The organism is Streptomyces sp. 2A115, assembly GCF_052245575.1.
GTDB lineage: Bacteria > Actinomycetota > Actinomycetes > Streptomycetales > Streptomycetaceae > Streptomyces.
On sequence record NZ_JBQQCG010000078.1, the window covers coordinates 17766 to 38964 of the forward strand.

21 protein-coding genes and 2 pseudogenes are annotated in these 21199 nt (G+C 68.5%); 9 read left to right on the top strand and 14 right to left on the bottom strand.

Annotation, left to right across the window (positions count from 1 at the left end; all coding sequences use genetic code 11):
- The first annotated feature begins 352 nt into the window (after positions 1-352).
- Together ACTWQR_RS43230 and ACTWQR_RS43235 are read left to right on the top strand one after the other, a co-directional pair.
- Positions 353-1159 (top strand): SGNH/GDSL hydrolase family protein, encoded by an 807-nt coding sequence (locus tag ACTWQR_RS43230; RefSeq protein ID WP_443232768.1) that lies wholly within the window; start codon positions 353-355, stop codon positions 1157-1159.
- Between the two features lie 564 nt (positions 1160-1723).
- Positions 1724-2479: an alpha/beta fold hydrolase gene (locus ACTWQR_RS43235; protein ID WP_443232769.1), complete on the top strand. Its 756-nt coding sequence runs from the start codon at positions 1724-1726 to the stop codon at positions 2477-2479.
- A gap of 204 nt (positions 2480-2683) precedes the next feature.
- On the opposite strand, the pseudogene ACTWQR_RS43240 reads toward ACTWQR_RS43235, so the two are convergent.
- From ACTWQR_RS43240 to ACTWQR_RS43255, 4 genes and pseudogenes are all read right to left on the bottom strand, one after another.
- Positions 2684-2908 (bottom strand): annotated as a pseudogene (locus ACTWQR_RS43240) (hypothetical protein); the annotation flags it as partial.
- A 503-nt stretch (positions 2909-3411) separates the two neighbouring features.
- On the bottom strand, positions 3412-4764 hold the full coding sequence (locus ACTWQR_RS43245) for an FAD-binding oxidoreductase (RefSeq protein WP_443232770.1): 1353 nt from the start codon (positions 4762-4764) through the stop codon (positions 3412-3414).
- A 47-nt stretch (positions 4765-4811) separates the two neighbouring features.
- Complete coding sequence (locus tag ACTWQR_RS43250; RefSeq protein WP_443232771.1) at positions 4812-5564, bottom strand: SDR family NAD(P)-dependent oxidoreductase; 753 nt, start codon at positions 5562-5564, stop codon at positions 4812-4814.
- A gap of 75 nt (positions 5565-5639) precedes the next feature.
- The gene (locus ACTWQR_RS43255) at positions 5640-6284 is read right to left on the bottom strand and encodes an isochorismatase family protein (protein ID WP_443232772.1); all 645 of its coding nucleotides are present in this window, start codon (positions 6282-6284) and stop codon (positions 5640-5642) included.
- 249 nt (positions 6285-6533) lie between these two features.
- On the opposite strand from ACTWQR_RS43255, the gene ACTWQR_RS43260 reads away from it, so the two are divergent.
- Positions 6534-7148, top strand: coding sequence for a TetR/AcrR family transcriptional regulator (locus ACTWQR_RS43260; protein WP_443232773.1), 615 nt, complete (start codon positions 6534-6536; stop codon positions 7146-7148).
- A gap of 195 nt (positions 7149-7343) precedes the next feature.
- On the opposite strand, the gene ACTWQR_RS43265 is transcribed toward ACTWQR_RS43260, so the two are convergent.
- The 3 genes from ACTWQR_RS43265 to ACTWQR_RS43275 all read right to left on the bottom strand — a co-directional run bounded on the left by ACTWQR_RS43265 (position 7344) and on the right by ACTWQR_RS43275 (position 9111).
- Positions 7344-7688, bottom strand: coding sequence for a hypothetical protein (locus ACTWQR_RS43265; RefSeq protein WP_443232774.1), 345 nt, complete (start codon positions 7686-7688; stop codon positions 7344-7346).
- 96 nt (positions 7689-7784) lie between these two features.
- The gene (locus ACTWQR_RS43270) at positions 7785-8456 is read right to left on the bottom strand and encodes an enoyl-CoA hydratase-related protein (RefSeq protein WP_443232775.1); all 672 of its coding nucleotides are present in this window, start codon (positions 8454-8456) and stop codon (positions 7785-7787) included.
- A 43-nt stretch (positions 8457-8499) separates the two neighbouring features.
- On the bottom strand, positions 8500-9111 hold the full coding sequence (locus ACTWQR_RS43275; protein ID WP_443232776.1) for a TetR/AcrR family transcriptional regulator: 612 nt from the start codon (positions 9109-9111) through the stop codon (positions 8500-8502).
- Positions 9112-9563: 452 nt separating this feature from the next.
- On the opposite strand from ACTWQR_RS43275, the gene ACTWQR_RS43280 reads away from it, so the two are divergent.
- Together ACTWQR_RS43280 and ACTWQR_RS43285 are read left to right on the top strand one after the other, a co-directional pair.
- A complete protein-coding gene (locus ACTWQR_RS43280) occupies positions 9564-10769 on the top strand; it encodes an AAA family ATPase (protein WP_443232777.1) in 1206 nt (401 codons plus the stop codon).
- 46 nt (positions 10770-10815) lie between these two features.
- Positions 10816-11613, top strand: a complete 798-nt coding sequence (locus ACTWQR_RS43285; protein WP_443232778.1) for a hypothetical protein — start codon at positions 10816-10818, stop codon at positions 11611-11613.
- Positions 11614-11966: 353 nt separating this feature from the next.
- Here ACTWQR_RS43285 and ACTWQR_RS43290 read toward each other — a convergent pair whose 3' ends face one another.
- Both ACTWQR_RS43290 and ACTWQR_RS43295 read right to left on the bottom strand, forming a co-directional pair.
- Positions 11967-13082 carry a peptidoglycan recognition protein family protein gene (locus ACTWQR_RS43290; RefSeq protein WP_443232779.1) on the bottom strand — a complete coding sequence of 372 codons (1116 nt, stop codon included), beginning with the start codon at positions 13080-13082 and terminating at the stop codon, positions 11967-11969.
- A gap of 717 nt (positions 13083-13799) precedes the next feature.
- Positions 13800-14132 carry a hypothetical protein gene (locus tag ACTWQR_RS43295; protein WP_443232780.1) on the bottom strand — a complete coding sequence of 111 codons (333 nt, stop codon included), beginning with the start codon at positions 14130-14132 and terminating at the stop codon, positions 13800-13802.
- A 342-nt stretch (positions 14133-14474) separates the two neighbouring features.
- Between ACTWQR_RS43295 and ACTWQR_RS43300 the strand changes: the two genes are divergently transcribed.
- Entirely contained in the window at positions 14475-15122 is a 648-nt protein-coding gene (locus tag ACTWQR_RS43300) for a dihydrofolate reductase family protein (RefSeq protein WP_443232781.1), read from the top strand.
- A gap of 188 nt (positions 15123-15310) precedes the next feature.
- On the opposite strand, the pseudogene ACTWQR_RS43305 reads toward ACTWQR_RS43300, so the two are convergent.
- A pseudogene (locus tag ACTWQR_RS43305) lies at positions 15311-15601 on the bottom strand (transposase); the annotation flags it as partial.
- 168 nt (positions 15602-15769) lie between these two features.
- On the bottom strand, positions 15770-17212 hold the full coding sequence (locus ACTWQR_RS43310) for an aldehyde dehydrogenase (RefSeq protein ID WP_443232782.1): 1443 nt from the start codon (positions 17210-17212) through the stop codon (positions 15770-15772).
- A 235-nt stretch (positions 17213-17447) separates the two neighbouring features.
- Here ACTWQR_RS43310 and ACTWQR_RS43315 point away from each other — a divergent pair, with 235 nt between their 5' ends.
- Positions 17448-17921 (top strand): TetR/AcrR family transcriptional regulator, encoded by a 474-nt coding sequence (locus tag ACTWQR_RS43315; protein ID WP_443232783.1) that lies wholly within the window; start codon positions 17448-17450, stop codon positions 17919-17921.
- A 281-nt stretch (positions 17922-18202) separates the two neighbouring features.
- On the opposite strand, the gene ACTWQR_RS43320 is transcribed toward ACTWQR_RS43315, so the two are convergent.
- Positions 18203-18343, bottom strand: a complete 141-nt coding sequence (locus ACTWQR_RS43320; RefSeq protein ID WP_443232784.1) for a hypothetical protein — start codon at positions 18341-18343, stop codon at positions 18203-18205.
- Between ACTWQR_RS43320 and ACTWQR_RS43325 the strand changes: the two genes are divergently transcribed.
- Complete coding sequence (locus tag ACTWQR_RS43325) at positions 18335-18598, top strand: hypothetical protein (RefSeq protein WP_443232785.1); 264 nt, start codon at positions 18335-18337, stop codon at positions 18596-18598. The genes ACTWQR_RS43320 and ACTWQR_RS43325 overlap by 9 nt on opposite strands.
- A gap of 60 nt (positions 18599-18658) precedes the next feature.
- On the opposite strand, the gene ACTWQR_RS43330 is transcribed toward ACTWQR_RS43325, so the two are convergent.
- A complete protein-coding gene (locus ACTWQR_RS43330) occupies positions 18659-20203 on the bottom strand; it encodes an MDR family MFS transporter (RefSeq protein ID WP_443232786.1) in 1545 nt (514 codons plus the stop codon).
- 199 nt (positions 20204-20402) lie between these two features.
- On the opposite strand from ACTWQR_RS43330, the gene ACTWQR_RS43335 reads away from it, so the two are divergent.
- Positions 20403-20891: a TetR/AcrR family transcriptional regulator gene (locus ACTWQR_RS43335; RefSeq protein ID WP_443232801.1), complete on the top strand. Its 489-nt coding sequence runs from the start codon at positions 20403-20405 to the stop codon at positions 20889-20891.
- Positions 20892-21001: 110 nt separating this feature from the next.
- Here the strand turns inward: ACTWQR_RS43335 and ACTWQR_RS43340 are convergent, their stop codons facing one another.
- Complete coding sequence (locus ACTWQR_RS43340) at positions 21002-21160, bottom strand: hypothetical protein (RefSeq protein ID WP_443232787.1); 159 nt, start codon at positions 21158-21160, stop codon at positions 21002-21004.
- Positions 21161-21199 lie beyond the last annotated feature (39 nt).

Below are 21199 nucleotides of genomic sequence, written 5' to 3' on the forward strand. Positions count from 1 at the left end.
CATACCGCGACGGAGTCCGCGCCCAGACCGGATCCGCTGCTGTGACTGATCAACTTCCTGAAGGACCCTGCAGCCGACAGTGGGCGACGCGGAGCGTCGCGGATTCTTTCTGTTGGAAGCTTCCCCGGCGCGTTCGGTGAGCCGGGAGTGAACCACTCCCGGCAATCGGTCGTAGGGGTGGCGAGGCCAGGCCCTCGCACCGCGTTGTGCGCTGCCAAAGCCGTGCCTCAGCGCCACGCACACTCACTACGACTCCTTTGGGGGCTCAATGCATCGTTTGCGACGCCGTCTTGCCGAGATACGGCGTAAGGCGGTGGCTGCGGCGGCCGTGACCGCCGCTTCGACTTCTCTCATGTCCGGCGGAGCAGTATCCGCAGCCGCGACGGACAGCTCCGCACAGGGCTCCGGCTTCCGTTACGTCGCCCTTGGCGACTCCTACGCATCGGGCCAAGGTCTGGGCAGCCCGACGAACGTCGCATGCAACCGGTCCTCGATCAACTATCCGTCGCTGCTCGCCGGCGTCTACAAGGCCGAGCTCAAAGACGTCACCTGCAGCGGTGCCACCACGCGTTCGCTGTGGAACCCCCAGGACTCGGCCCCGCCACAGGTCAATGCCCTCACCAAGGACACCGACCTGGTCACCGTTTCGCTCGGTGGCAACGACTTCGGGTTCGCCAGCGTCCTCGAGAAGTGCGTGCTGGCCACGCTGAGCGGCACCGTTTGCAAGGACGCGCTCAAAGCAGCTGGCTACGACTTCGACGACGGCCTGATCCTGCTGGGTTGGCGCATCCGCGACATGCTGACCGACATCCACAAGCGCAGTCCCGACGCGCGCGTCGCCGTGGTTGGCTATCCGAACCTGTTCCCGGCCACGGGCAACGGCTGCAACTTCTCCTCCGTGCCGCTGGCCAAGGGTGACCTGACCTACCTCGACGGCCTCACAAAGCGGCTCAACACGATGCTGCGCAGTCAGGAGGAACAGGGCGGCGCCGTCTACGCGGACACCTACACGGCGTTCAAGGGCCACGACATGCGCCAGCCCCGGGACGAGGCGTGGGTCGGACCGCTGTTGCCGCTGACGAACCGTTCCGCGCACCCCTCGCGCACCGGGCACATGGTCATGGCCGACCAGATCCAGCGGGCCCTGAAGCAGGCCTAGCCACTCTTGTCCGACGCCCACCGACGCCCACGGAGTGCGGATTTCCACGTCGTGACGACCGCCGAAACCGCCACTTCGGGGAGTCGGTGCGGCGGCGGTCGCGGCTATCGTGCGGGCGAACCGGACTGTGCTTCGGCCACCTCCAGGTAGGCGAGATGGGCGCCCCGGTCTGCCGGCGCCCAGGGTTCGAAACGTCGCGGACACCTGCTGATGACGCTTCCACCGAGTGGACGCCCCCTTCCCAACGGACCGCGAGAGCCGGTGTCAGCCGGTAGGCAGGCCGCCTCGTGGCGATCACGTGGCTCCACGAGCCATCACAAACGCGCCCTGGCGACGGTGGCCTACACACCCAAGCGTCCCTTGGGGGAAGAGCGGCCTGGGGCCACCGGTGCCTGAACTCGTGCACCCCAAGAGGCCGGCGGGGAGCAATTCCGGCGGGGGGTCAGGCATTGGCACGGCATCACAGGGGTGCGCTGAGTACCAACCGAGCAGTCTTCCGGTCTGGGAAATGAGCAGCTGCCAGCAGGCACCGACAACATGGTGACCACTACAAAGGGAGATCATATGACCGCCGTTTTCGTCCACGGGGTTGCCGAGACAGGCGAACTCTGGGAGGAGGTTCGAAGTCATCTCGACACCGACAGCATCGCGCTCCGCCTGCCCGGATTCCGTGCCCCGGCGCCGGAGGGATTCGGTTTCGGCATGGACAACTACGTCGAGTGGCTGGCCGACGAGCTCCGCCGGCTCCCCGGCCCGATCGACCTGGTGGGCCACGACTGGGGTGCCCTGCTGACCTACCGGATTGCCACGGCGTACGACGTCCCGCTGCGCAGCTGGGCCGCCGATGTCGCGAGCATCCTCCACCCCAACTACGTCTGGCACGACATCGCACGGATCTGGCAGACACCGGGCGAGGGCGAGGCGTTCAACGAGACCGCGCGGACCCTCTCCCCGGACGACCCAATGAGCGCCGCGGGCCTGATGAGGTCTCTCGGTGTGCCGCCGGCCCACGCGCTGGCAATGCACCAGCGCTTCGACGAGACCATGGGTAACGCCATCCTCGCGCTCTACCGTTCCGCGCTGCCCAACCCGTGGGCGCACTGGAGCGCTGACCTCGACAAGACAGCCGCACCGGGCCTTGTACTCATCGCGCCCGATGACCCCTTCGACGACGGTGAGGTGTCCCAGGACATCGCCCACGATCTGGGGGCCGAGGTGCGGGTCCTCGAAGGGGTCGGACACTGGTGGATGCTGCAGGACCCTGCGGGAGCGGCCGCGGCGCTGCGCGATTTCTGGCTCTCCGTGGACGACCGGAGCTGACCCGGCGGAGTCCGGCACGTCCCGGCTCAGCTCGGCGTCCATGCAGTGCTGTTTGTGACGGCTGCCGCGGGGCTCATTCCCGCCCACCGTCAGCTGCTTCGTGCCGTCCGGGCGTGTCAGTGAGCCGATTGGGGCAGGGTTCAGGCCCGGTGGCAGCGAGGCGCCGCCCGCAGGGGCTGGGGGGGGGCAGAGCTTCGCGCAGTTGCCCAGGCAAGCCGACTTGGGGGGCTTGGGGGGCTTGGGGTTGTCCTTGGTGAAGCGGTAGAGAGTGAAACCGGTGGCGTCGGTGACGATCGGACCGAGCTTGGCTTGTTGGTCAACGTAAGCGTTCCGGCGGAAGCCGCGCCATTCGCCTCGGGGGCCTCGGCCGCCGGAGCCGTCGCCTTCGCCGAAGCTGTCGCCGAGTCGCTGGACTACCCGTCGCCTCATCGGTGCTGGACACGCAAGCAGTGGTCATTGTGAGCGCGACAAACGTCAGGGCCCCAGTACTCCAGGTCTTCACATTCATCCACCTTCCTCGTAGCTCCCGGCGGAAGCGGGTGTCCGGACGCTGCTACGAGCAAAGACGAGGAGAAGTTCAGCCGCTGTCAGCAACTCGCGCCGGAGCCACGGAGGTTCGAGCAAGCAAGCCCATGCACGTCTTCGGCCTACGAACCCATGCCCAAACCACGCGGCAACCGCGACCGGGTTCGCGGCGTCCTCCGCTGATCCGTCAGGGTGCGGGCCATGCGGTCGGCGGAAGGGGTTCGAGCTGGGAGCCTGGATCGAGGGACTCCGCGTCTCGTGCGCACGAGGTGGAGGTGGGCTGGAACTCGGTGAGGTGTGTGCTGGTCATCGGTTGTCGGGCCGCACTGGCCGGAGGAATGGTGGTGGGTGCGTTGACCCAGCGCGTTCGCGTCGAGGTGTCGCCCCGGGAGATGCCGTGGGACGTGTCACCCGGGAAGGTCCGCCGACGGCAGTGCGAAGTTGTTGTCGAAGACGTGGTCGGGGTCGTAGCGCGACTTGAGGACCATGAGTCGGTCCAGTACGGCTCCGGGAAAGGCGTCCTGCAACTGTCGTCGTCCGGTGCCTGTTTCGAAGCTGAGGTAGAGCCCCTTCAGGTGCGGGTAGACCCGCTCCCATTGCTGGTCCAGGGCGTCGCGCCGTGCGGGCACGGTGGCGGCCATCAGCGAGAAGTTCTGCGTGCGGTGGGCGTAGGCCATGGCCGTCGCGGGCGTGTCGTTGACCGCTCCGCCGACGGACCGCAACTGCACCATGGGGGCCTTTCCAGCCACCAGCACCGATGCGATGGCTGCGGCGGCAGGCTCGGTGATGTGCTCCAACAGCCCGGACCGCGACACCGTGAGCGGCTGCTGCGCGTAGTGGGCCGCGTGGGCGGTCGGTACCAGCCGGTGGTACGGAGTGACGAAGGCCTGCCTCTGCAGCACGGGGCCGGCGGACAGAACGGGTGTCAGCGCCTCCAGGGCCATCTCGGTGTCTGTGCCCGCGTGCACGGTCATCGTCTGGGCGACGGGCTTTCCATCCGGACCCCTCATAAGGGTCAGGAAGCTGGTGACCGTTCTGGGCGCCGCCGTCACGGCGGCCCCCCACCGGGTCAGGAACGCGGCTGTGTCCGCGGCGTCGAAAACGGTCACCGCGGCGATCACGTCGCCCATTGGCATCGCCTGGAACTCGAACGCGGTGGCAACCCCGAAGTTGGCTCCCGCGCCGCGTACCGCCCAGAACAGGTCCGGGTCGTGATCGGCGTCGGTCCGCACCCGGGAACCGTCCGCCAGGACAAGCTCAGCCGCGCGCATGTGATCGACGGTCAGGCCATGCAGCCGGGACATGAGGCCGAGACCGCCGGCGGTGGCCAGCCCGCCGACTCCGACGTCCCCGGTGTCCCCCGAGGACAGCGCCAGCCCGTAGGGCGCGAGTGACGCGGCGACGTCTCCCCAGCGGGCCCCCGCTGACACACGCACCAGACCGGATCGGGCGTCGAGCACCTGCACGGCGTTGAGTCCGGAAAGGTCGACGACGATGCCGCCGTCGTTGGTGGAGCGGCCGCTGATGCCGTGTCCTCCGCTGCGCACCGTCAGGGGTACGCGTGCGGTGCGGGCCTGAGCCAGGGCGGCGGCGATGTCGTGGGGTGTGCGGACGCGCAGCACTGCGGCCGGTGATCCGGTGCGGGTGTAGGTGTGCCGCACGTTCTCGTAGTCGCTGTCGCCCGGTCGTGTCGCGAGGGCGGCGAGGCTGTCGGGGAGGGAAATCAGGGGGGCTGGTGGTGGGTTGTCGGTGGTGCGCATGGATGCCTCCGGTTCTCCGTGTGGGTACAGGGGTCCGCATGTGTCCTTTACTGTGGCGGGGTTGTCCGCACGCCGTGGCCGCGGGTGATCAGGTACTGCAGCGGGGCGTCGGCGTGAGAACCGCTGTGGGCGATGAGACGGCCCGCCTGCGTGCCGAGGTCTTGGGCACTGAACCAACCGGGGTTGTCCACGCCTGTCGCTGTACGTGGGCGGGTACGGACGGGACCGATGATGAGCTCGTACACGCGCGGACCGGCGCCGTCGAGTTCTGCCGTGAGCGAGCGCACCAGCGACTTCTTCGCCGCGTTGGTGGCTCCCACGAGGGCGGCGAACGGGTAGGGGATGTCCGCGCTGAATCCGCTCAGATGCACCAGTGCTCCGTGCCGGGACAGCAGCGGGGTGAGCGTACGCAGTGCGTGGAAATGGCTGGTCAGGTTCGACTCGATCATGTCCTCCCACTCGGCATCGGAGGTGTCGAGGATGCCGGTGCGCTGTGGGTTTCCCCAGTCGCCGATCGAGATGACGGCGCCGTCGAAGGGTCCGTGCGAGGACAGCTGAGCGCGCACCGTCCCGCTGTCGGCGTCACCGACATTGACCGTGTGGGTGAGCAGGGTGCCGGGCCCGGCTTCCTTGACGTGGTCGGCGAGCCTGGCCAGTCGCTTCTCGTTGCGACCGGTGGCTACGACGGTGGCTCCTTGGCGAAGCAGCGCGAGGGTCATGCCCTCGCCGACGCCACCGGTCGCACCCGCCACCAAAACGGTCCGGCCGGACAGCAGCCGGTCCTCCTGTGTGCCGCTCATGGAGCGAGGTCCTTTCTGTGTGGGCGGGCCGATTCCCGCAACGGGGGTGATTGGCCGGTGCTCGCGTCAGCCGTCTCAGACGCCGGCGGTGGCGCGCTTGCCCTGCTCGAGGGCATTGACGTAGGAACGGGCGCTCATCGCCATGGCCGGGACGTTCTCCTGCATCAGGCGCATGCGGTGCGGAGCGTCGTGGAACTTGGGCTCGAGCTGGAATTCGGCGGCCAGGGAGAACCACGTCACGGGGACGGCACCGGCCTGGATCATGCGCTGAACCGCCGTGTTGTGCGCCTCGACGGTGAGGCTGGCGGAGGCGTCGACCGCGACATGGACGCGGTAGTCCTCGCGCAGTCCGCCGAGCACGGTCTGCAGCACGCAGCCGTCCGTGGCAATACCGCCGATCACCAGGTTCGGACGGTTCTCCGCCCGGACCGCCTGTGCGAACGGCTCGTCCAGGAAGGCGTTGAAATCTCTGGTGCGCTCGATCACCGGGTGGTCACCGATGACGTCCAGCAGCTCTGGGTACAGCGGACCGGACGGCTTGGTCGACTGGCCGTTGGTCACGACGAGGCCGCTTTCGTACCACTTCGCCGTCTTGGCCAGCCCCGAGGCGTTGTTGATGTGTTGGGCAAGGTCGTGAGAGCCGAGGATGTTCGCAAAACCGACGGCGTAATCGACGAGGACGACGGTGGTGTTGGCCGGGGTGAGGGGCTCAGGTGCCATGACGGGCCTTCTTTCTGGTGCAGTGGTGGGCAGCAGCTGTTCGGTCACCGAGCGGACCCACTGAGCACCACTAGTGACCAACTGGTCATTAATGACCCTACGGACCTCCCGCACTAATGTCCAGCCGATCACTTAACAGTGCCGTAAAAAGCGTAAGAAAAGGGATGTAGGGCACAAAATATTAAACGAAATGGAGTCCCATAGTGTCCACTCGGTCAACTAATTAGTAACCTTGCGTATACTCAAAGCATGGACACGCCACCCACGAACCTCCCCGACCAGGACGTCGTCCCGGTCAAGAAACGCAGGCGGGACCCCGAAGCGAGCAGGGCCGCCATCCTCGAAGCCGCCCGTGCCGCCTTCGCCGAACTCGGCTACGCCAAGACGACCATCCGCGACGTTGCGCGCCGGGCCGGAGTGACCCACGGCCTGGTCCTGCGGCACTTCACATCAAAGGAACAGCTGTTCCTTGCCGCAGTCCCCAGCCCCCGCACACTCATGGCAGAAGTGGTCGGCGACCCCAAGACCCTCCCGGCACGCATCGCCCGGTCCTACGTCCGGCGCATGGCCCAGAGCGCAGGCAGCGACCCGTTCGTGGCCATGCTGCGTGCGGTGGCCTCGGAGGAAGAGACCGCCAAACGGCTGTTCACCGCGATGCAGGAAGACAGCCTGGAGATGTACCGGCAAGTGATCCCCGGCCCGGAACTACCGGAACTACCGGAGCGCGTGGCGTCAGTGGGGGCGTACCTCATCGGAGTGACGTTCTCTCGGTACCTCTTCAAAAGCGGCCCGCTGGCCGAGATGACAGACGAACAACTCGTCCAGCACCTCACCCCCAACCTGCGCCACATCCTTATGGCCTGAAAGTCGCCTCGTCCTCGGCCGCCCCCTGGCCGGGGCCCCCGATGTCCACGGCGACGGCCAGCGGCGGCGACAGGCTGAGGCAGAGCACCCGCTGCGCCCCTCGGGCAGCAGAGCGAGGAGCTCCGCCGGCGACATCGCATGGTGGTCCGGCAGCGGCTGGTCCAAGTCGGCGACGGCCCACACGAAAAGCGACCTTCATGGCAGGTGAAGCCGACCTCGGCGAGCGACCCAAAGGATCATGCAGGTGGTGGTGGCGTGGGCGATCAGTTTGCCCTGATCGTCGAGCACCTTGCCTTCGGCGGTCGCGGTGCGGCGGCCGGCGTGGATGACCGTGCCCTCGGCGGCGAAGGTCTGGCCGTCGGTGCGGGCGGCGCGGATGAGACGCAGAGCCTTGTTGCAGGTGTAGCCCGCGATGGCGACATGCTCCTTGTCGCCACGGATCTTGGCGAAACGACGGCCGTCGGTCTGGATCTGGATGCCGCAGTTGTTCTCGCACAGGATGCACGCGCCCTTGTGCCAGGTGGCGGTGCCGGCCGTCATCGGCCCTGTCTCCTCAGGCGGTGGACGGCTGGGGCAGCCCCGTTCCCGACGGAGAGAGCCCAGAGCGCGGGGTGTGCGGTTCGGTGAGGTATGGGGTCAGCCGAGCGGGTTGGTGGTGTCGCGAAGGGTGGCCAGGGCGGGGGCGTACATGCGGGACTTGATGGTGCCGAGCGTGTCGCCGGCCTTGGCCACCTGTGCCTGGGCGATCTCGATAGCGGTGGAGCGCACGGCGTCCTCGGTGACCGCCCGGTCGACGATGCCGGCCGCTGCGGCGTCGGAGCCGCCGTAGCGGTGAGCGGTGAGCATGGCCTCGTGGGCGGTCTGCGGCGCCAGCCGGGACTGGATGAGAGCGGCCATGCCGGGGGTGAAGGGGATGTTGATGTCCGCTTCGGGCAGGCACCAGAAGCCGCGGTCGGCGCGCATCACGCGGAAGTCGTGGGCGAGGGAGAACATCGCGCCGGCGGCGAAGGTGTGCCCCTGCAGCGCGGCCACCGTGATGACCGGCAGCGACAGCATCCGCGCGAACAGCTCATGGACCGAGACGACGTAGTCGTGGTACTGGTCACCGTGGGCGAACAGCCAGTCCAGGTCGAGCCCGTTGGAGTAGAACTTGCCGGTGGCGGCGGTGACCAGGGCGCGGGGACCTTCCGCCTTCTCCACCTCGTCGAGCGCGGCACCGACGGCAGTGAGCCAGTCGGGGTGGAAACGGTTCTCTCCGTCTCCGAGGTCGAGGACGAAGATGTTGTCGTGGCGGTCGACCGAGGGCATGGCGATTCCTTCGAGGTGAGCTGACTGGGCGAAGTGGCCGCGGCTATGGCCGAGGGCCGGGTTCGGTGCTGGGGCGGTCGCGCAAGGTGTGGAGGAGCAGGTCGTGGATCTCGGCGGCGGCGGCTTCGATCGGGGCGGTGCTCTGCTCGGCCCGGCACATGATCACCGCGCCTTCGACCGCGGCGATGATGAAGGCGCCCAGCCGACGGCTGCGTTCCTCGGTCAGGCCGTGCCGGACGAACAGGCCCGCGAGGGCCTCCTGCCAGCGGGCGAAGACAGCGGCTGCCGAGAGGGCGAGCTGGGGTGCGTCGTCGTTGGTCTCGACGGCCACCGCCACGATCGGGCAGCCGGCCCGGAAGCCGCTCTCCACGAGCCGGTCGCGCCACAGCGCGAAGAACGCGTCGACGGCCTCCACCGGGTCGTCCGCCTGCATGGCGGCGTTGATCAGGCCCGCGATGAAGTCCCCCGCCAGTGCCACCGCCTCGTCGATGAGCTGAGTCCGCCCGCCGGGGAAGTGGTGATACACCGAGCCCCGTGGGGCTCCGCTGTGTGCGAGCACACGGTCGACGCTGGTCGCGTTCGCCCCGTACTCACGCAGCAGAACGGCAGCACTGAGGGTCATCCGGCCACGGCTGTCACGCTTGCGCGGGCTCATCCGCCCCCCTCCTCATGGCGACGTGGCCCGCCGAGCGAGCTACCTGTCGGTAACTTATGGGGTATGGCATAGAACATGCAAGGGGGTTGAAGCGGTCATTAATTAGACCGGTGTGGAGTGGGACCCGTCATGAGCTGCGCAACTCCTGTCTCAAGGCGGAGGAATGAGTGGGGCGTTGGTGAACCTGTTGGCCTGTCAGCTCGTTGTGGCAGCGCGTCGCGATGGTGTCAGGAACGCGGACGGTAGCAACGAGGCATGACCGGAGGCATCGGGGCGCACATGTGCTCGCGACGTCCGCACCCGCCGGCACACCGACAGCGTTGCGGGCCGAAGCTCCTCCCCCAGGGTCTTTCCTTGCCAGGACACCTGAACTGGCCTGACGCGTAAGGACAGTTCAGGTGTCCGGCGTAACCTGCGCAGTGGAGCCGGAATCTCACGGAGAGACTTTTTTCATGGCAACGAGCAGTCCCAGCGGCGTCATCGCCGACACTCTGGCCGCCGGACGCGACCGGGTGTTCGTCGGGCGTCAAGCCGAACTCTCGCTGTTCAAGGCCGCCCTGGCCGGTGACACAAGGGCGTACCCCGTCCACTACCTGTACGGCCCCGGCGGCATCGGAAAGTCGACGCTGCTGCGCCGCTTCGTCCAGGAAGCCCGCCAGGCGGGCCGCGACGTGATCGAAGTGGACGGCCGGACGCTCACGCCCACTCCCGAGGGATTTCTGGAGGCGGCGGGGAAGGCCTTGAGCACACCGGACGCAGTGCTGCTGGTGGACACCTTCGAGAGGTGCCAGGGCCTTGAGGGCTGGCTGTGGGAACGTTTCCTGCCCCAACTGCCGATGGGGGCGATCGTGGTCGTGGCGGGGCGCCTCGCCCCCGATCCGCGCTTGACCGCCGACCCGGGGTGGGACGGCCTGCTTCACGTCACCTCATTGCGTAATCTCATGCCCAGGGATGCCGCCGCCTTCCTCACGGCACGCGGCGTGCCACTGCACACGCACGAGGCGCTGCTGTCTTTCACCGGCGGCAACCCGCTGGCGCTCACGCTGGCCGCCTCCCTGGCCATGAAGGACGCAACCACCACCCCCAACTGGAAGCCAAGCCGGGACGTCATCCCCACGATGCTGCCCCAACTCATCGGGGACACGCCGAGTCCCCGGCACCGCAAGGCCCTGGAGATCTGCGCGCACGCCCACGTCACCTCCGAGTCGCTGCTGCGGGCTCTCATGGATGGCGATGCCCCGGAGCTGTTCTCCTGGCTCCGCGCCCAACCGTTCGTGGAGACGACCGCTGCCGGTGTTTTCCCGCACGATGCCGTGCGGGAAGCGCTGGAGGCGGATCTGCGCTGGCGGGACCCGGACGGCTTCGCCGCCATGCACGAGCAGATACTGCGGTACTTCATCGCCCAGATCCGTACGGCATCCGAAGCGAAGATGCTCCAGGCCACGGGTGCCTTGATCTATCTCTACCGGGCCGACCGGCGCATGTCGGAGTTCAACGACTGGCGGGAAGTCGGACAGGTAGTGGAGCAGCCCTACGAACCGGCCCTTCGTGAGCGGGTCTTGGAACTCGCAGGCGCGGCCGAGGGGGAGCAATCGCCGCGTTCTGGCTGGACGCCAGCCCAGGGCCTTCTATGTGTACCGCTCGACCCACACCAATGAGGTCGTCGCGTTCTTCGCATGGCTACGGCTGGAGGAACCGGAGGGCGTGGACATCGACCCCATCGTCGCGGCAGCGTGGCGGCATGCGCGCGCGGCTGGGCCCGTCAGGCCCGGCGAACACCTGGGCCTGGTCCGTTTCGCTGTGTATCCCGAGGTGTATCAGTTGCCCTCGGCCCCGATGACTCACATGCAGTGGCGGGCAACCGGAGAGATGATCCGAGCCGACCGGCTTGCCTGGTCCCACATCGTGATGCAGGACAACGGCTATTGGGACTCCCACCTCGGCGACATCAACATGGTCCCGGTCGACGAGCGGCCCGAGGTCGCGGGCCACCGGTACGCGCTGTTCGGCCATGACTGGCGCGCGCAGCCCGCCGACCCGTGGCTGCGGGAGAAGTCTGCCGCGGTGCTGTCGGGCTCTTCCATGGCGCAGGCGCGGGTCTCACCTCGCGGCGAACTTGTCGTACTGTCCCGCCCCGAGTTCGACATGGCGATCCGGGAAGCGCTGCGTACACTCCGCGACACCAAGACGCTCTCCGGCAATCCCCTCAACCGCAGCCGCATCGTCCTCGAGAGCGGGCGCGATCTGTCCGAAGTGCTCCAGCAAGCCGCCGAGACACTGCTGGACGAGCGGGGCGGCGAAAAGCGCCACTGGGCCGTGACCGTCACCTATTTTCGCGGGAGTCCCACCCAGGAGACGGCGGCTGAGCGCCTTGGGTTGCCGTTCAGTACCTATCGCCGCCACCTTACGTCCGCGATCGAGCGCATCAGTGACCTGCTGTGGCACCACGAACTGCGGGGCGAAGCCATTCCTTTCCCGGAGCGGAGTGAGCCAACGCCCTGACGGCGCAACGCGTGGGCTCTTGAACCGGATCCTGCGGTCGCCGATCCCCACGGCAGCAAAAGGAAGCTGCGCCCCGAGAGGCTCGCGTCCAATCCCCTCCGGCGCAGCCGCCTCTTGTTCGAGCCCTGCGGCAGTCCGCGGACCGTACCGGAGCAGGACCCGCTGTTGCGGCGGTGGGGCGGTTGCCCAGTGGCCGCGCTGCCCGAAGCCGGGCGCGCGCTCGGCTTCGGGCACACGCTCGGCTTCGGCCCTGGGACGAGGACACCGCACCCGTGACGCGTATGTCACCGGCGAAGACCCGGCGCCCATGGCCCTGCGGTCTCTTGGGGAGGTGGGCTCACCGCCCGCGCGTCTCAGCTGGCGGAAAGCGCAGCCGCGACGTCCTTGCGCAGGGCCGGGAGGTCGCCGTACATCACGGTGCCGGGGCACTCGGTGGCCAGCCAGTCTTTGTGGCCGCTGATCAGCTGGACTTTCTTGGTGACGCCGTTGACCGGGTTGACGAAGGTGACGGCGGCCTGAGGGTCGAAGCCGTGATAGCCGGACAGGGCCGCCAGCAGCTTGGTGCACGACTGGCGGGCCGCTGCCGTCGGGCCCTGGCCGGTGAAGGTTCCGAGCAGGGCGATGCCGAGGTTGCCCGAGTTGTAGCCGGCGGCGTGGAAGGCGGTCACCATCTTCTTGTCGACGTTGTGGGCCGGGAGGCCGTCCGTGCCGGAGTAACGGCCTTCGTAGACGCGGCCCGCCTCGTCGATCAGGAAGTGGTAGCCGATGTCGCCCCAGTCGTTCACTATCGCGTGGAGGTAGTAGTAGGCCCGGATGGTGGCTGCCGGGTCGGGGTCGCCGTTCGCGCCGGCCGTGTGGTGCACGGTCAGCGTCTGGGCCGGGTAGTAGGTCTGCGGCGAGTTCTCGGTGCCGTCCGCCTTGAAGCGGAGGGACTCGTCGGCGCCCCATCCGGCCCGGGTGATGTACTCGACTCCCTGGAACGACGCGGTCTCCGTGGCAACGGAAACGTTGAAGGTCGGGCCGTTCAGCGTGTCGATGGCAGTGGAGCGTACGTTGGTCGCCCCGTCCGGCACCTTGAGTTCGTACCCGGCGGCCCCGCCCGTGGGCACCAGCACGCTCGCTCTCTTCGCCGGGTCCCCGGCGTCCCCGTCGGCCCCGGCCGCGCAGACCGGCTGCAGCGTCTTCCACGCGCCGGCCTTGCCGTCCTGGTCGAGCAGTCGGATGGCGGCGCCCCGCTGGGCCCCGGTCCAGGTGACACCGACGTACTCGACGGGGAAGTCCGACTCCACGGCCCGCGCGGCGGCACCCGAGAAGGTCTTGGCCCGGGTACGGGGCACACGCTCCGTGCGCGTTGCGGCCTTGGCCGTGTCGGCGGAGGCGAAGACCGGCACCGCGACGGCGGCGCCGGCCGCGACACCGGCCGCTCCGAGGACGCTACGGCGGGTCAGCACACGCTTCTTGTGACGCAAGGATTGGTCCCTTCATGTCGTGCATGGTGTGGCGAACGTGACTCCCTCGACTCCCACGTCACGCGTGGGCAGGGGAAGCGGGCGGAAAGCGTTTGCCACTCTGTACTCACTCCGCAAACGAAGGCTCAGCGGCAACGGTTCGGTGGGAGGCGGCCCTCGTCAGCGACCGAGGCGTGCGATCGTCGGCCACCGGCCGCTGGACCTGCACGTCTCCACGCCCGCCGGCCTCCGAGTGAACTGCGTCTCATTGGACCGGCACCGATGTTTCTGGCGTTGTGGCGCATGCCGCACCGCGGTCCGTGACGGCCTCCGCGGCGCGGGGCGGAGCGCAGTTGAGCGGACGTCACCGTCCTGGACGGGGAGCCGGACCTCCCTCGTGACGTGCCTCGCACGCGGCACGCCGTCCCGACCCTCGGATGAACCGGACCGGCCGGGGACGATGGCCAAGCGGGCTTGACCTCAGCGCCGTCAGCCGTGGCCGCCAGGCTTCCGCGGGCGGGGAATCGTCCGCCCGGAGGGGACGCTCCCGGCCCCCTCGACAGCCGCGCACGCACCGGACATGGTCAGGCCGCTTCGCGCAGCGGCCCGTAGCTGCGCTCCCACAAGCGGTGTGCCCCATGCCGCAGCATCAGGTTGCGTACCGCCGGATGCAGATTCCGGGTCCGGCCCCGTACCCGCGTCTGTTGAGCGTGTCCTCCCCGAGCCTGACGGTGAGCTTCAGGTCGAGGCGGTGGAGGTCGGGGACGAGGACATCCAGTCGTGCAGGTCCTCCCAGGTGGCGTCAGCGCCGACAAAGGCCTGATAGGCCGCCCGTACGGCGAGACAGGCATAGCGGTACAGGAAGGGGAGCCGCAGGCCCTGCCAGAAGTGGCAGGTCTCGTGGAAGAAGACTTTGGGGCTGGCCCGGGTCTGGAGTTCAGCCGCGGCGCGCAGGGCCGAGACGTCCTTTCGACCGGCGAGGAGGGCGTCTACGCCCGGTGCCCGTTCCTCGAAGCGCACATGCATGGAACAGATGAACATGCACAGGTCAACATGTGATCCGATGCGCATAGCTCCCCCTCGGCACGCCACGGCAGTGGCGGCGCCCCTCGCTTCGTAATGCTCGCGATTGAGGCCGTCAGCCAGGGTGACGGCGATGCCGGAACATGGAAGGTTGCCGCCCCGGTCACAGTGGTGCCCGGGCAGAGGCGCGAGAGTCTCCGTCCACGCGCCTCTTGGCGACTCGGCACCGCACCCAGCGGGCAACGGGATGCCGCCGAACGACGCAGGTGAACGGTCGCGCGGGCACATTTTGAAAGAACTTAGGCGCCGCTGTCGATCCAGCCACGTCCCGTTCGACATCCTCATGTAGGACGCATCGCCAGGAGGCGACAGGACCTGATGAGGGAACATATGGATCAGCTGCTGCGAGTGCAGAACTTCACCGTCTCGAGCGACGGCGTCGCCGCCGGCGAGGACCAGAGCCTGGAGCGGCCTTTCGGCCATCACATCGATCCGGGCAGGCTCTTCGCCTGGGCCGGCGCCACGGCGAGCTGGCCCAACCGCACCGAGCCAGGGGGAAGCCGGGGCCTCGACGACTACTTCACCCGGGACTTCAGCCACAACATCGGCGCCGAGATCATGGGCCGCAACAAGTTCGGACCCCAGCGCGGCCCGTGGCACGACCACGAGTGGCGCGGCTGGTGGGGTGACGAGCCGCCCTTCCACACGCCGGTGTTCGTCCTCACCCACCACAAGCGTCCATCGTTCACTCTCTCCGACACCACGTTCCATTTCGTGGACGGCGACCCCGCCACCGTTCTCGCGCAGGCACGGGAGGCCGCGCAGGGCAAGGACGTCCGGCTCGGCGGCGGCGTGACCACCATCCGGGAGTTCCTCGACGCCGACCTCGTCGACACCATGCATGTGGCCGTCTCACCGGTGAAGCTCGGGTCCGGGCTACGCCTCTGGGACTCGCCCGAACAGCTGATGGACCGGTTTCACATGGAGGTCGTGCCCAGCCCGAGCGGCATGACGCACCACCTTTTCTGGCGCAAATGACACGAGAGACAACGCGGGAACCTCAGCACGGCCGACGCGAGCGTTCCAGCAGGTGAACGCGTAGTTGTGGGCGAGTTACCACTGCAGACCCCGGTACTCGCCCACAACCACCAACCACACGTGCAGCAGACCTGCCGGCTGTTGTGCGCCTCAAGGACAGCCCCTAACTGAACAGACCCGCATACGGCCCGGCGGGCCCTGACCCCGGCCGGCCGCACCCGCACTGCCGGAAAGCGCGAGCGCATCGGCCCACCAGAGCCTTCCCGCCAGGGCACCTCGGTGAACGCCTGCCGTCCGTGGCCGGCGGCCAAAACAGACACAGGGGACGGCTTGTGCCGGGAGCCGGGCTGCGGCTTGCGGCCGTTTCCGGACCACGCCGGGGCGGTGGGTCGCACGTCGTGCGGGTGGACGCTCACGTCCGAACGGACGGCCACGACATAGCTGATGCCCCGCTCGCTCAGGCCGTCGCGGAAGTCGGCGTACCTCGCGGTGGCCTTACCGAGCCCGGAGTTCGAGCCGGTGACAAACGCGCGCTTTCCAGTGAGATTGAGGTATTCGTACCTGCTTCCCACTCTTATGCATTCGAAGACTTCTTCCATGTTGGGACGATCATGATGGGTTGCTCGGTGGGGCTCCCCGGCCGGAGGTCAGACAGTGATCGTCTTGTACTCGGTGTAGGTGCCGAGCCCGACCGCCCCGTACTCACGCCCGATGCCGCTGGCCTTGAAGCCGCCGAACGGGCCGTCGAAGGCGACCGAGGCGCCATTGACGGTGATGGTGCCGGTGCGGACACGGCGAGCGACGGCCAGGGCGTGCTCGTCGTCACAGGACCAGACGCCGCCGGAGAGGCCGTACTCCGAGTCGTTGGCGATGCGGACGGCGTCGTCCTCGTCGTCGTAGGCGATGACCACCAGGACCGGGCCGAAGATCTCCTCCTGGGCGATGCGCATGGAGTTTTCGACGTCGGCGAAGACGGTGGGCGTGACGTAGTTGCCCTTCTCCAGGCCCTCGGGAATCTGCGGGCCGCCGGTGACCAGGCGGGCGCCCTCCTCAATGCCAAGCTGGATGTAGTTGCGGACCCGCTCCTGCTGGTCGGGGCGGATCATCGGGCCGATGAAGGTGTCGGGGTCGTTGGGGTCGCCGACCTTCAGCGACTCCACCAGGTCCTTGAGCCCGGCCACGACCTCCTCGTACCGGCTGCGCGGGGCCAGGATCCTGGTCTGGGCGATGCACGACTCGCCGTTGTTGAGCAGGGAGCCGAACTTCACGCCCGCGACGGCCTTCTCGATGTCGGCGTCGGGAAGGATGATCGCGGCGGACTTGCCGCCCAGCTCCAGGCTGACCCGCTTGAGCTGCTCACCCGCGATCGAGGCGATGCGGCGGCCCGCCCGGGTCGAGCCGGTGAAGGCGATCTTGTCGACCTCCTGGTGCGAGACCAGGTACTCACTGGTCTCCCGGTCCGCGGGCAGGACGCTGATCACGCCCTCGGGCAGACCCACCTGCTCAAGGAGCTCGGCCAGGAAGCCCATGCTCAGCGAATTCTCCGGGGACACCTTCAGGACCACGGAGTTCCCGGCGACCAGGGAGGGGATGATCTTCGAAGTGGCCGAGGAGAAGGGCGAGTTCCACGGGATCACGGCGGCCACGACGCCGATCGCCTCGCGGCGCACCACGCTGCGCAGCGGGGACGCCGGGTCGGAGGACACGAGCGTCTCCTCCCAGCCGAACTCCTCCGCCGCCTTGAGGTAGGCGTTCGCCTGCCGGGTCAGGCCGGGCTGGCCGGCGCGGGTGAACCAGCCTGCCGAGCCGTTCTCCAGCGAGATCAGGCGCGCGATCTTCTCGGCGTTCTCCTCGCGCAGTGCGTTGAAGCGACGCAGGACCGCGATGCGCTCCGTCGGCGGGGTCAGGCGCCACTCGCCCGCCTCGAAGGACGCCCGTGCCGCGGCAAGCGCGCGGTCGATGTCCGCCGGCTGGGCCTGCGCGGCACGGCCCACCAAGGACTGGTCGTGCGGTGAGGCGATGTCGAGCAGCTTCGGGTTGCTCGGCTCGGCCCAGGTACCTCCGATGAAGAGCCGGTCATAGGTGATCATGTGCTTTCTCTCTTCCGGTGCGCTGTCGGTGCTTGCGAATCAGCTCGGTCAGCCTTTGAGGCCCTAACTGCCACCTTAATGTAGCAGTTCCAATCAGTAAACGCACATCGATGTGGTTCTAGGCAGCCTAATGCTCCACATGGGCGATACTCTTGAAGGATGAGAGCCGACGCAGCACGCGATCTGGCAGCCGTCCTGACCACCCGGGGCACGTATGTTCCCCGCCGATCCCGGCGTGAGTCTCACGAGCATCGCCGCCGAGGCAGGTGTCGACCGGCGTACCGTCTACCGGCGCTTCACCAACCGCGAGGAGCCGCTCGCGGCCATTTACGAAGCCCGGCTCTCGGCCATCGAGCAGGCCCTTGCGGACGCACACCTGCGTGAAGCCCCCGCCGCCGTCGCCCTGCACCGCTATGTCGAGAACATCGTCGCCATCGACCGGACCCGGCCAGTGGATCTCGCCCGCATGCTCACCGACGGCGATGTCCGCCGGCGCAGGGACGTTTGCCTCGCCGAGGTCGACGCCTTTCTGCGACGCGCCGCCGAGGAGGGGTTGTTGCGCCGGGACCAGCCACCGATGTGGGCCGGGTCCCTGTTGCCGGAACTCGTGAACCTGGCTGCACAGCAGCTGACACACCTGAGCGCAGGACAGGCCGCGGATGTGGTGGTCGACACGTATCTGCGGGGCATGAGCCCTCAAGCCACATGATACTTATCCGTTTTGCGATCTATATCATCAGATTCGACACGCCATCGGCTACAGAAAACACCGGGCCGAGCGGGAGTGTGTGTCCCGCTCGGCCCCGGTGCCGGTGCAGTCCGCCGGTCAGGCGGGGCGGCCGGCGAGGACTGCGCCGGGCCTGGGTGTGAACCACCGGTGCTCGTTCATTCGTTAACGGGGTGTGAGTGGCTGCGCCGCGCGGCGGATCGCCCTGGCCGTTCTCTCACCACACCGCACATGATCTCGCCCGATCGGGCCCACAGTTTCTGTCAGGCGCAGGCCGTCGTGCACGCCCCGCCCGCCACGGCCTCTGCGCTGCTCAGTGATGTGGCGCGGTGGCCGGAGTGGGTGCGGGGCATCACCTGGGTGCGGGCCGGGCCGCTCTCCAGGACCTTCGAGGTGTGGTTCACCGGCACTGGTTCGAGATCTTCGTGGGTGGGCATCTGCCGCCGCACCGGCTCGACTGGTTGGGCACAGGTGCCGGCGTGCAGCTGTACCAGGCCTGGCTGCTCACCGCGGTCGAGGTGGGTATGCATGTGCTGACCGAGAACGTGGTCCGCGGTCCGGCAGCCACGTCGCTCCAGGTGTCGTCCCCGTTGTGGGCGCAACGTCTGAACTCCCCGTGGTTGGCCCAGCTCAAGAGGCTCTCGGAGAGTGCTTCGTAGAACGCCGCCGGCCGGCACCCGTGAGGGCGTCGGCCGGTCGAGGGCGTGGGGTGCGGTGGGTCAGGCGGCGGGGGCGGCGTCCTTGGCGTCGGAGGCCGCGGTGCCGGAGGTGGTGCGGTCCGCCTCGCCGCCCTCGCAGGTCGGCTTGAGGAAGAGCGCGAGCAGGATGCCGACGGCGAGGGTGGGGGCGATCCAGAGATAGCCGGTGGCGGTGGCGCGGGCGAAGGCGTCCAGGGCGGTGTCGCGCAGGGCGGCGGGCAGATGGCCGATGGTGTCGGGGCGGGCGGCGTCGAAGCCGCCCGCGGTCGGCAGGGCATGGGTGCGGTCGGCGAAGCCGGTGTTGAGCAGGCTGCCGAAGACGGCGACTCCGAAGGCCGCGCCGATGGAGCGGGCGAAAGTCACCACGGCGCTGGCGGCGCCGAGATCGGCGGCGGGCACACTGTTCTGGACGGCGGTCAGGACGACCATGGGCACCATGCCGATGCCGACACCGGTGATCAGGAAGTAGACGCTGAGCACGAGGGTGTTGGTGGCCGCGCCGATGGTGCCCAGCAGGAGCAGTCCGGCGAGATTGGCGAGCAACCCGCCCAGCAGGATCTTCCGCAGCCGGTCGACGTGGGCGGCCCAGCGTCCGGCCAGGGACTGGCTGACGACCAGCCCGGCGACCAGGGGCAGCATGTAGATGCCGGACAGGGTGGCCGAGACGCCGTGGACGATCTGCAAGTAGGTCGGCAGGTACACCAGTACGGCGAACATGGCGGCGTTGGCGAAGAAGCCGATCAGCGAGGAGAACACCACGGTCCGCGAGGCGAGCATCGCCGGCGGCAGGACCGGGGCGGCGACGCGGCGCTCGACGGGCACCAGCAGCACGGCCGGCGCGATGGTGGCGACGATCAGGCCGACGATGGCCGGCGAGCCCCAGCCCCAGCGCTCACCGAAGGAGGTGACGAGGACCAGGCCGGTGGCGATGGTGGCCAGGAGGGTGGCGCCGAGGTAGTCGATGCGGGCCTTCGCGCCCCGGGTGGCCGCGGGCAGCGCCCGGGCGGCGATGGTCAGGGCGACGATGCCGACGGGCAGGTTGACCAGGAACGCCCACCGCCAGGAGAGCTGGTCGGTGAAGACGCCGCCCAGGAGGGGACCGACGATGCTGGCGACACCGTAGACCGATCCGAACAGGCCCTGGTAGCGGCCGCGTTCGCTCGGGGCGACGATGTCGCCGACGAGGGCGAAGGTCAGCACGATCATGCCGCCGCCTCCGGCGCCCTGGAGTACCCGGGCGCCGATCAGCTCGGGCAGATTCTGTGCCAGGCCGCAGGCCACCGAGGCGATAAGGAAGATCGAGGTCGAGGCCAGGTACAGCCGCTTGCGGCCGAACATGTCGCCGAGCTTGCCCCACAGCGGGGTGACCGCGGTCGAGGCGAGCAGGTATGCGGCGCTGACCCACGCGATGTCGTCGAACCCGTCCAGGTCCTGCGCTATGCGGGGCAGCGCGGTGGAGACGATCGTCTGGTCCAGGGCCGCGAGAAGGACTGCCAGGATCAGCGCGCTCATCGCGGCGGCGACACCGCCTGCCGTGGGTGATGGGGATTCGGATGCCTTCGACATGGAAGGTGCCTCTCTAGAAGAGTAACATGAGAATGACGGAACTTCTCTTAACTGTCACTTCACTGTAGCGCTTAGCGGACAGGGTTCTACTCCCGAGAGGCGCTAGATGTCTCAGGCATCACATTCCGGCACTAAACTCGGGCCGGTGAGAGCCGACGCAGCACGCAATCTGGAATCCGTCCTGACCACCGGCGCACGTATGCTCGCCGCCGATCCCGGCGCCAGCATCGCGAGCATCGCCGCCGAGGCAGGTGTCGACCGGCGTACCGTCTACCGGCGCTTCGCCAACCGCGAGGACCTCCTCGCGGCCATCTACGAGGCCCGCCTCACCGCCATCGAGCACGCCATCGAGGACGCACGACTGCGTGAGGCGCCCGTCGCCGTCGCCCTGCACCGCTACGTCGAGAACATCATCGCCGTCAACCGGACCTGGCCCGTCGACCTCGCTCGCATGCTCGCCGACGACAGCGTCCACGCACGCCGGGACGCGTCCGTCCGCGAGGTCGACGCCTTCCTGCAGCGCGCCACCGACGAGGGCCTCCTGCGCACCGGCCTCCCGGAAGGGTGGGCGAGCACGCTGCTACCGCAGCTGATGCACCTGGTGTCCCGGCAGCTGCCCGAACTGAGCCCAGGGCAGGCCGCGGACGTGGTCGTCGACACCCTGCTGAACGGGCTCGGGACGTCCTGACACCCTGACACGCGACGGCCCTCGCAAACACCTCCCGTCAGGCGTTTGCGAGGGCCGTCGGCGCGGGACGGCAGCGGCGGTGTCACCAGGACGGTCCACCGCCGCTCACGTCATTCCACGACGTGCCGTGCCGTGTTCGCGTCGAAGGCCTCCCGCTTCTCCTCCGCGTCCCATGGCCGCGGGGCCGCCGGAGAGGGCGACGGCACGGTACCGGGCAGGTGGACGCGGCGGAGGCGAGGCGGCTCGTTCCTGGCGGTGGAGCGCGTCAAGGCTTCTCCCATCGGTGCGTTCGACGTGCCTCGGCCCCG

Bases quoted from the DNA above. Each gene is read 5' to 3' on its own strand.
- ACTWQR_RS43265 (WP_443232774.1), bottom strand. From the start codon at position 7,688: ATGACGGCCGGCACCGCCACCTGGCACAAGGGCGCGTGCATCCTGTGC.
- ACTWQR_RS43260 (WP_443232773.1), top strand. From the start codon at position 6,534: ATGGACACGCCACCCACGAACCTCCCCGACCAGGACGTCGTCCCGGTC.
- ACTWQR_RS43300 (WP_443232781.1), top strand. From the start codon at position 14,475: ATGGATCAGCTGCTGCGAGTGCAGAACTTCACCGTCTCGAGCGACGGC.
- ACTWQR_RS43270 (WP_443232775.1), bottom strand. From the start codon at position 8,456: ATGCCCTCGGTCGACCGCCACGACAACATCTTCGTCCTCGACCTCGGA.
- ACTWQR_RS43245 (WP_443232770.1), bottom strand. From the start codon at position 4,764: ATGCGCACCACCGACAACCCACCACCAGCCCCCCTGATTTCCCTCCCC.
- ACTWQR_RS43250 (WP_443232771.1), bottom strand. From the start codon at position 5,564: ATGAGCGGCACACAGGAGGACCGGCTGCTGTCCGGCCGGACCGTTTTG.
- ACTWQR_RS43335 (WP_443232801.1), top strand. From the start codon at position 20,403: ATGCTCGCCGCCGATCCCGGCGCCAGCATCGCGAGCATCGCCGCCGAG.
- ACTWQR_RS43230 (WP_443232768.1), top strand. From the start codon at position 353: ATGTCCGGCGGAGCAGTATCCGCAGCCGCGACGGACAGCTCCGCACAG.
- ACTWQR_RS43310 (WP_443232782.1), bottom strand. From the start codon at position 17,212: ATGATCACCTATGACCGGCTCTTCATCGGAGGTACCTGGGCCGAGCCG.
- ACTWQR_RS43295 (WP_443232780.1), bottom strand. From the start codon at position 14,132: ATGCGCATCGGATCACATGTTGACCTGTGCATGTTCATCTGTTCCATG.
- ACTWQR_RS43235 (WP_443232769.1), top strand. From the start codon at position 1,724: ATGACCGCCGTTTTCGTCCACGGGGTTGCCGAGACAGGCGAACTCTGG.
- ACTWQR_RS43280 (WP_443232777.1), top strand. From the start codon at position 9,564: ATGGCAACGAGCAGTCCCAGCGGCGTCATCGCCGACACTCTGGCCGCC.
- ACTWQR_RS43330 (WP_443232786.1), bottom strand. From the start codon at position 20,203: ATGTCGAAGGCATCCGAATCCCCATCACCCACGGCAGGCGGTGTCGCC.
- ACTWQR_RS43275 (WP_443232776.1), bottom strand. From the start codon at position 9,111: ATGAGCCCGCGCAAGCGTGACAGCCGTGGCCGGATGACCCTCAGTGCT.
- ACTWQR_RS43255 (WP_443232772.1), bottom strand. From the start codon at position 6,284: ATGGCACCTGAGCCCCTCACCCCGGCCAACACCACCGTCGTCCTCGTC.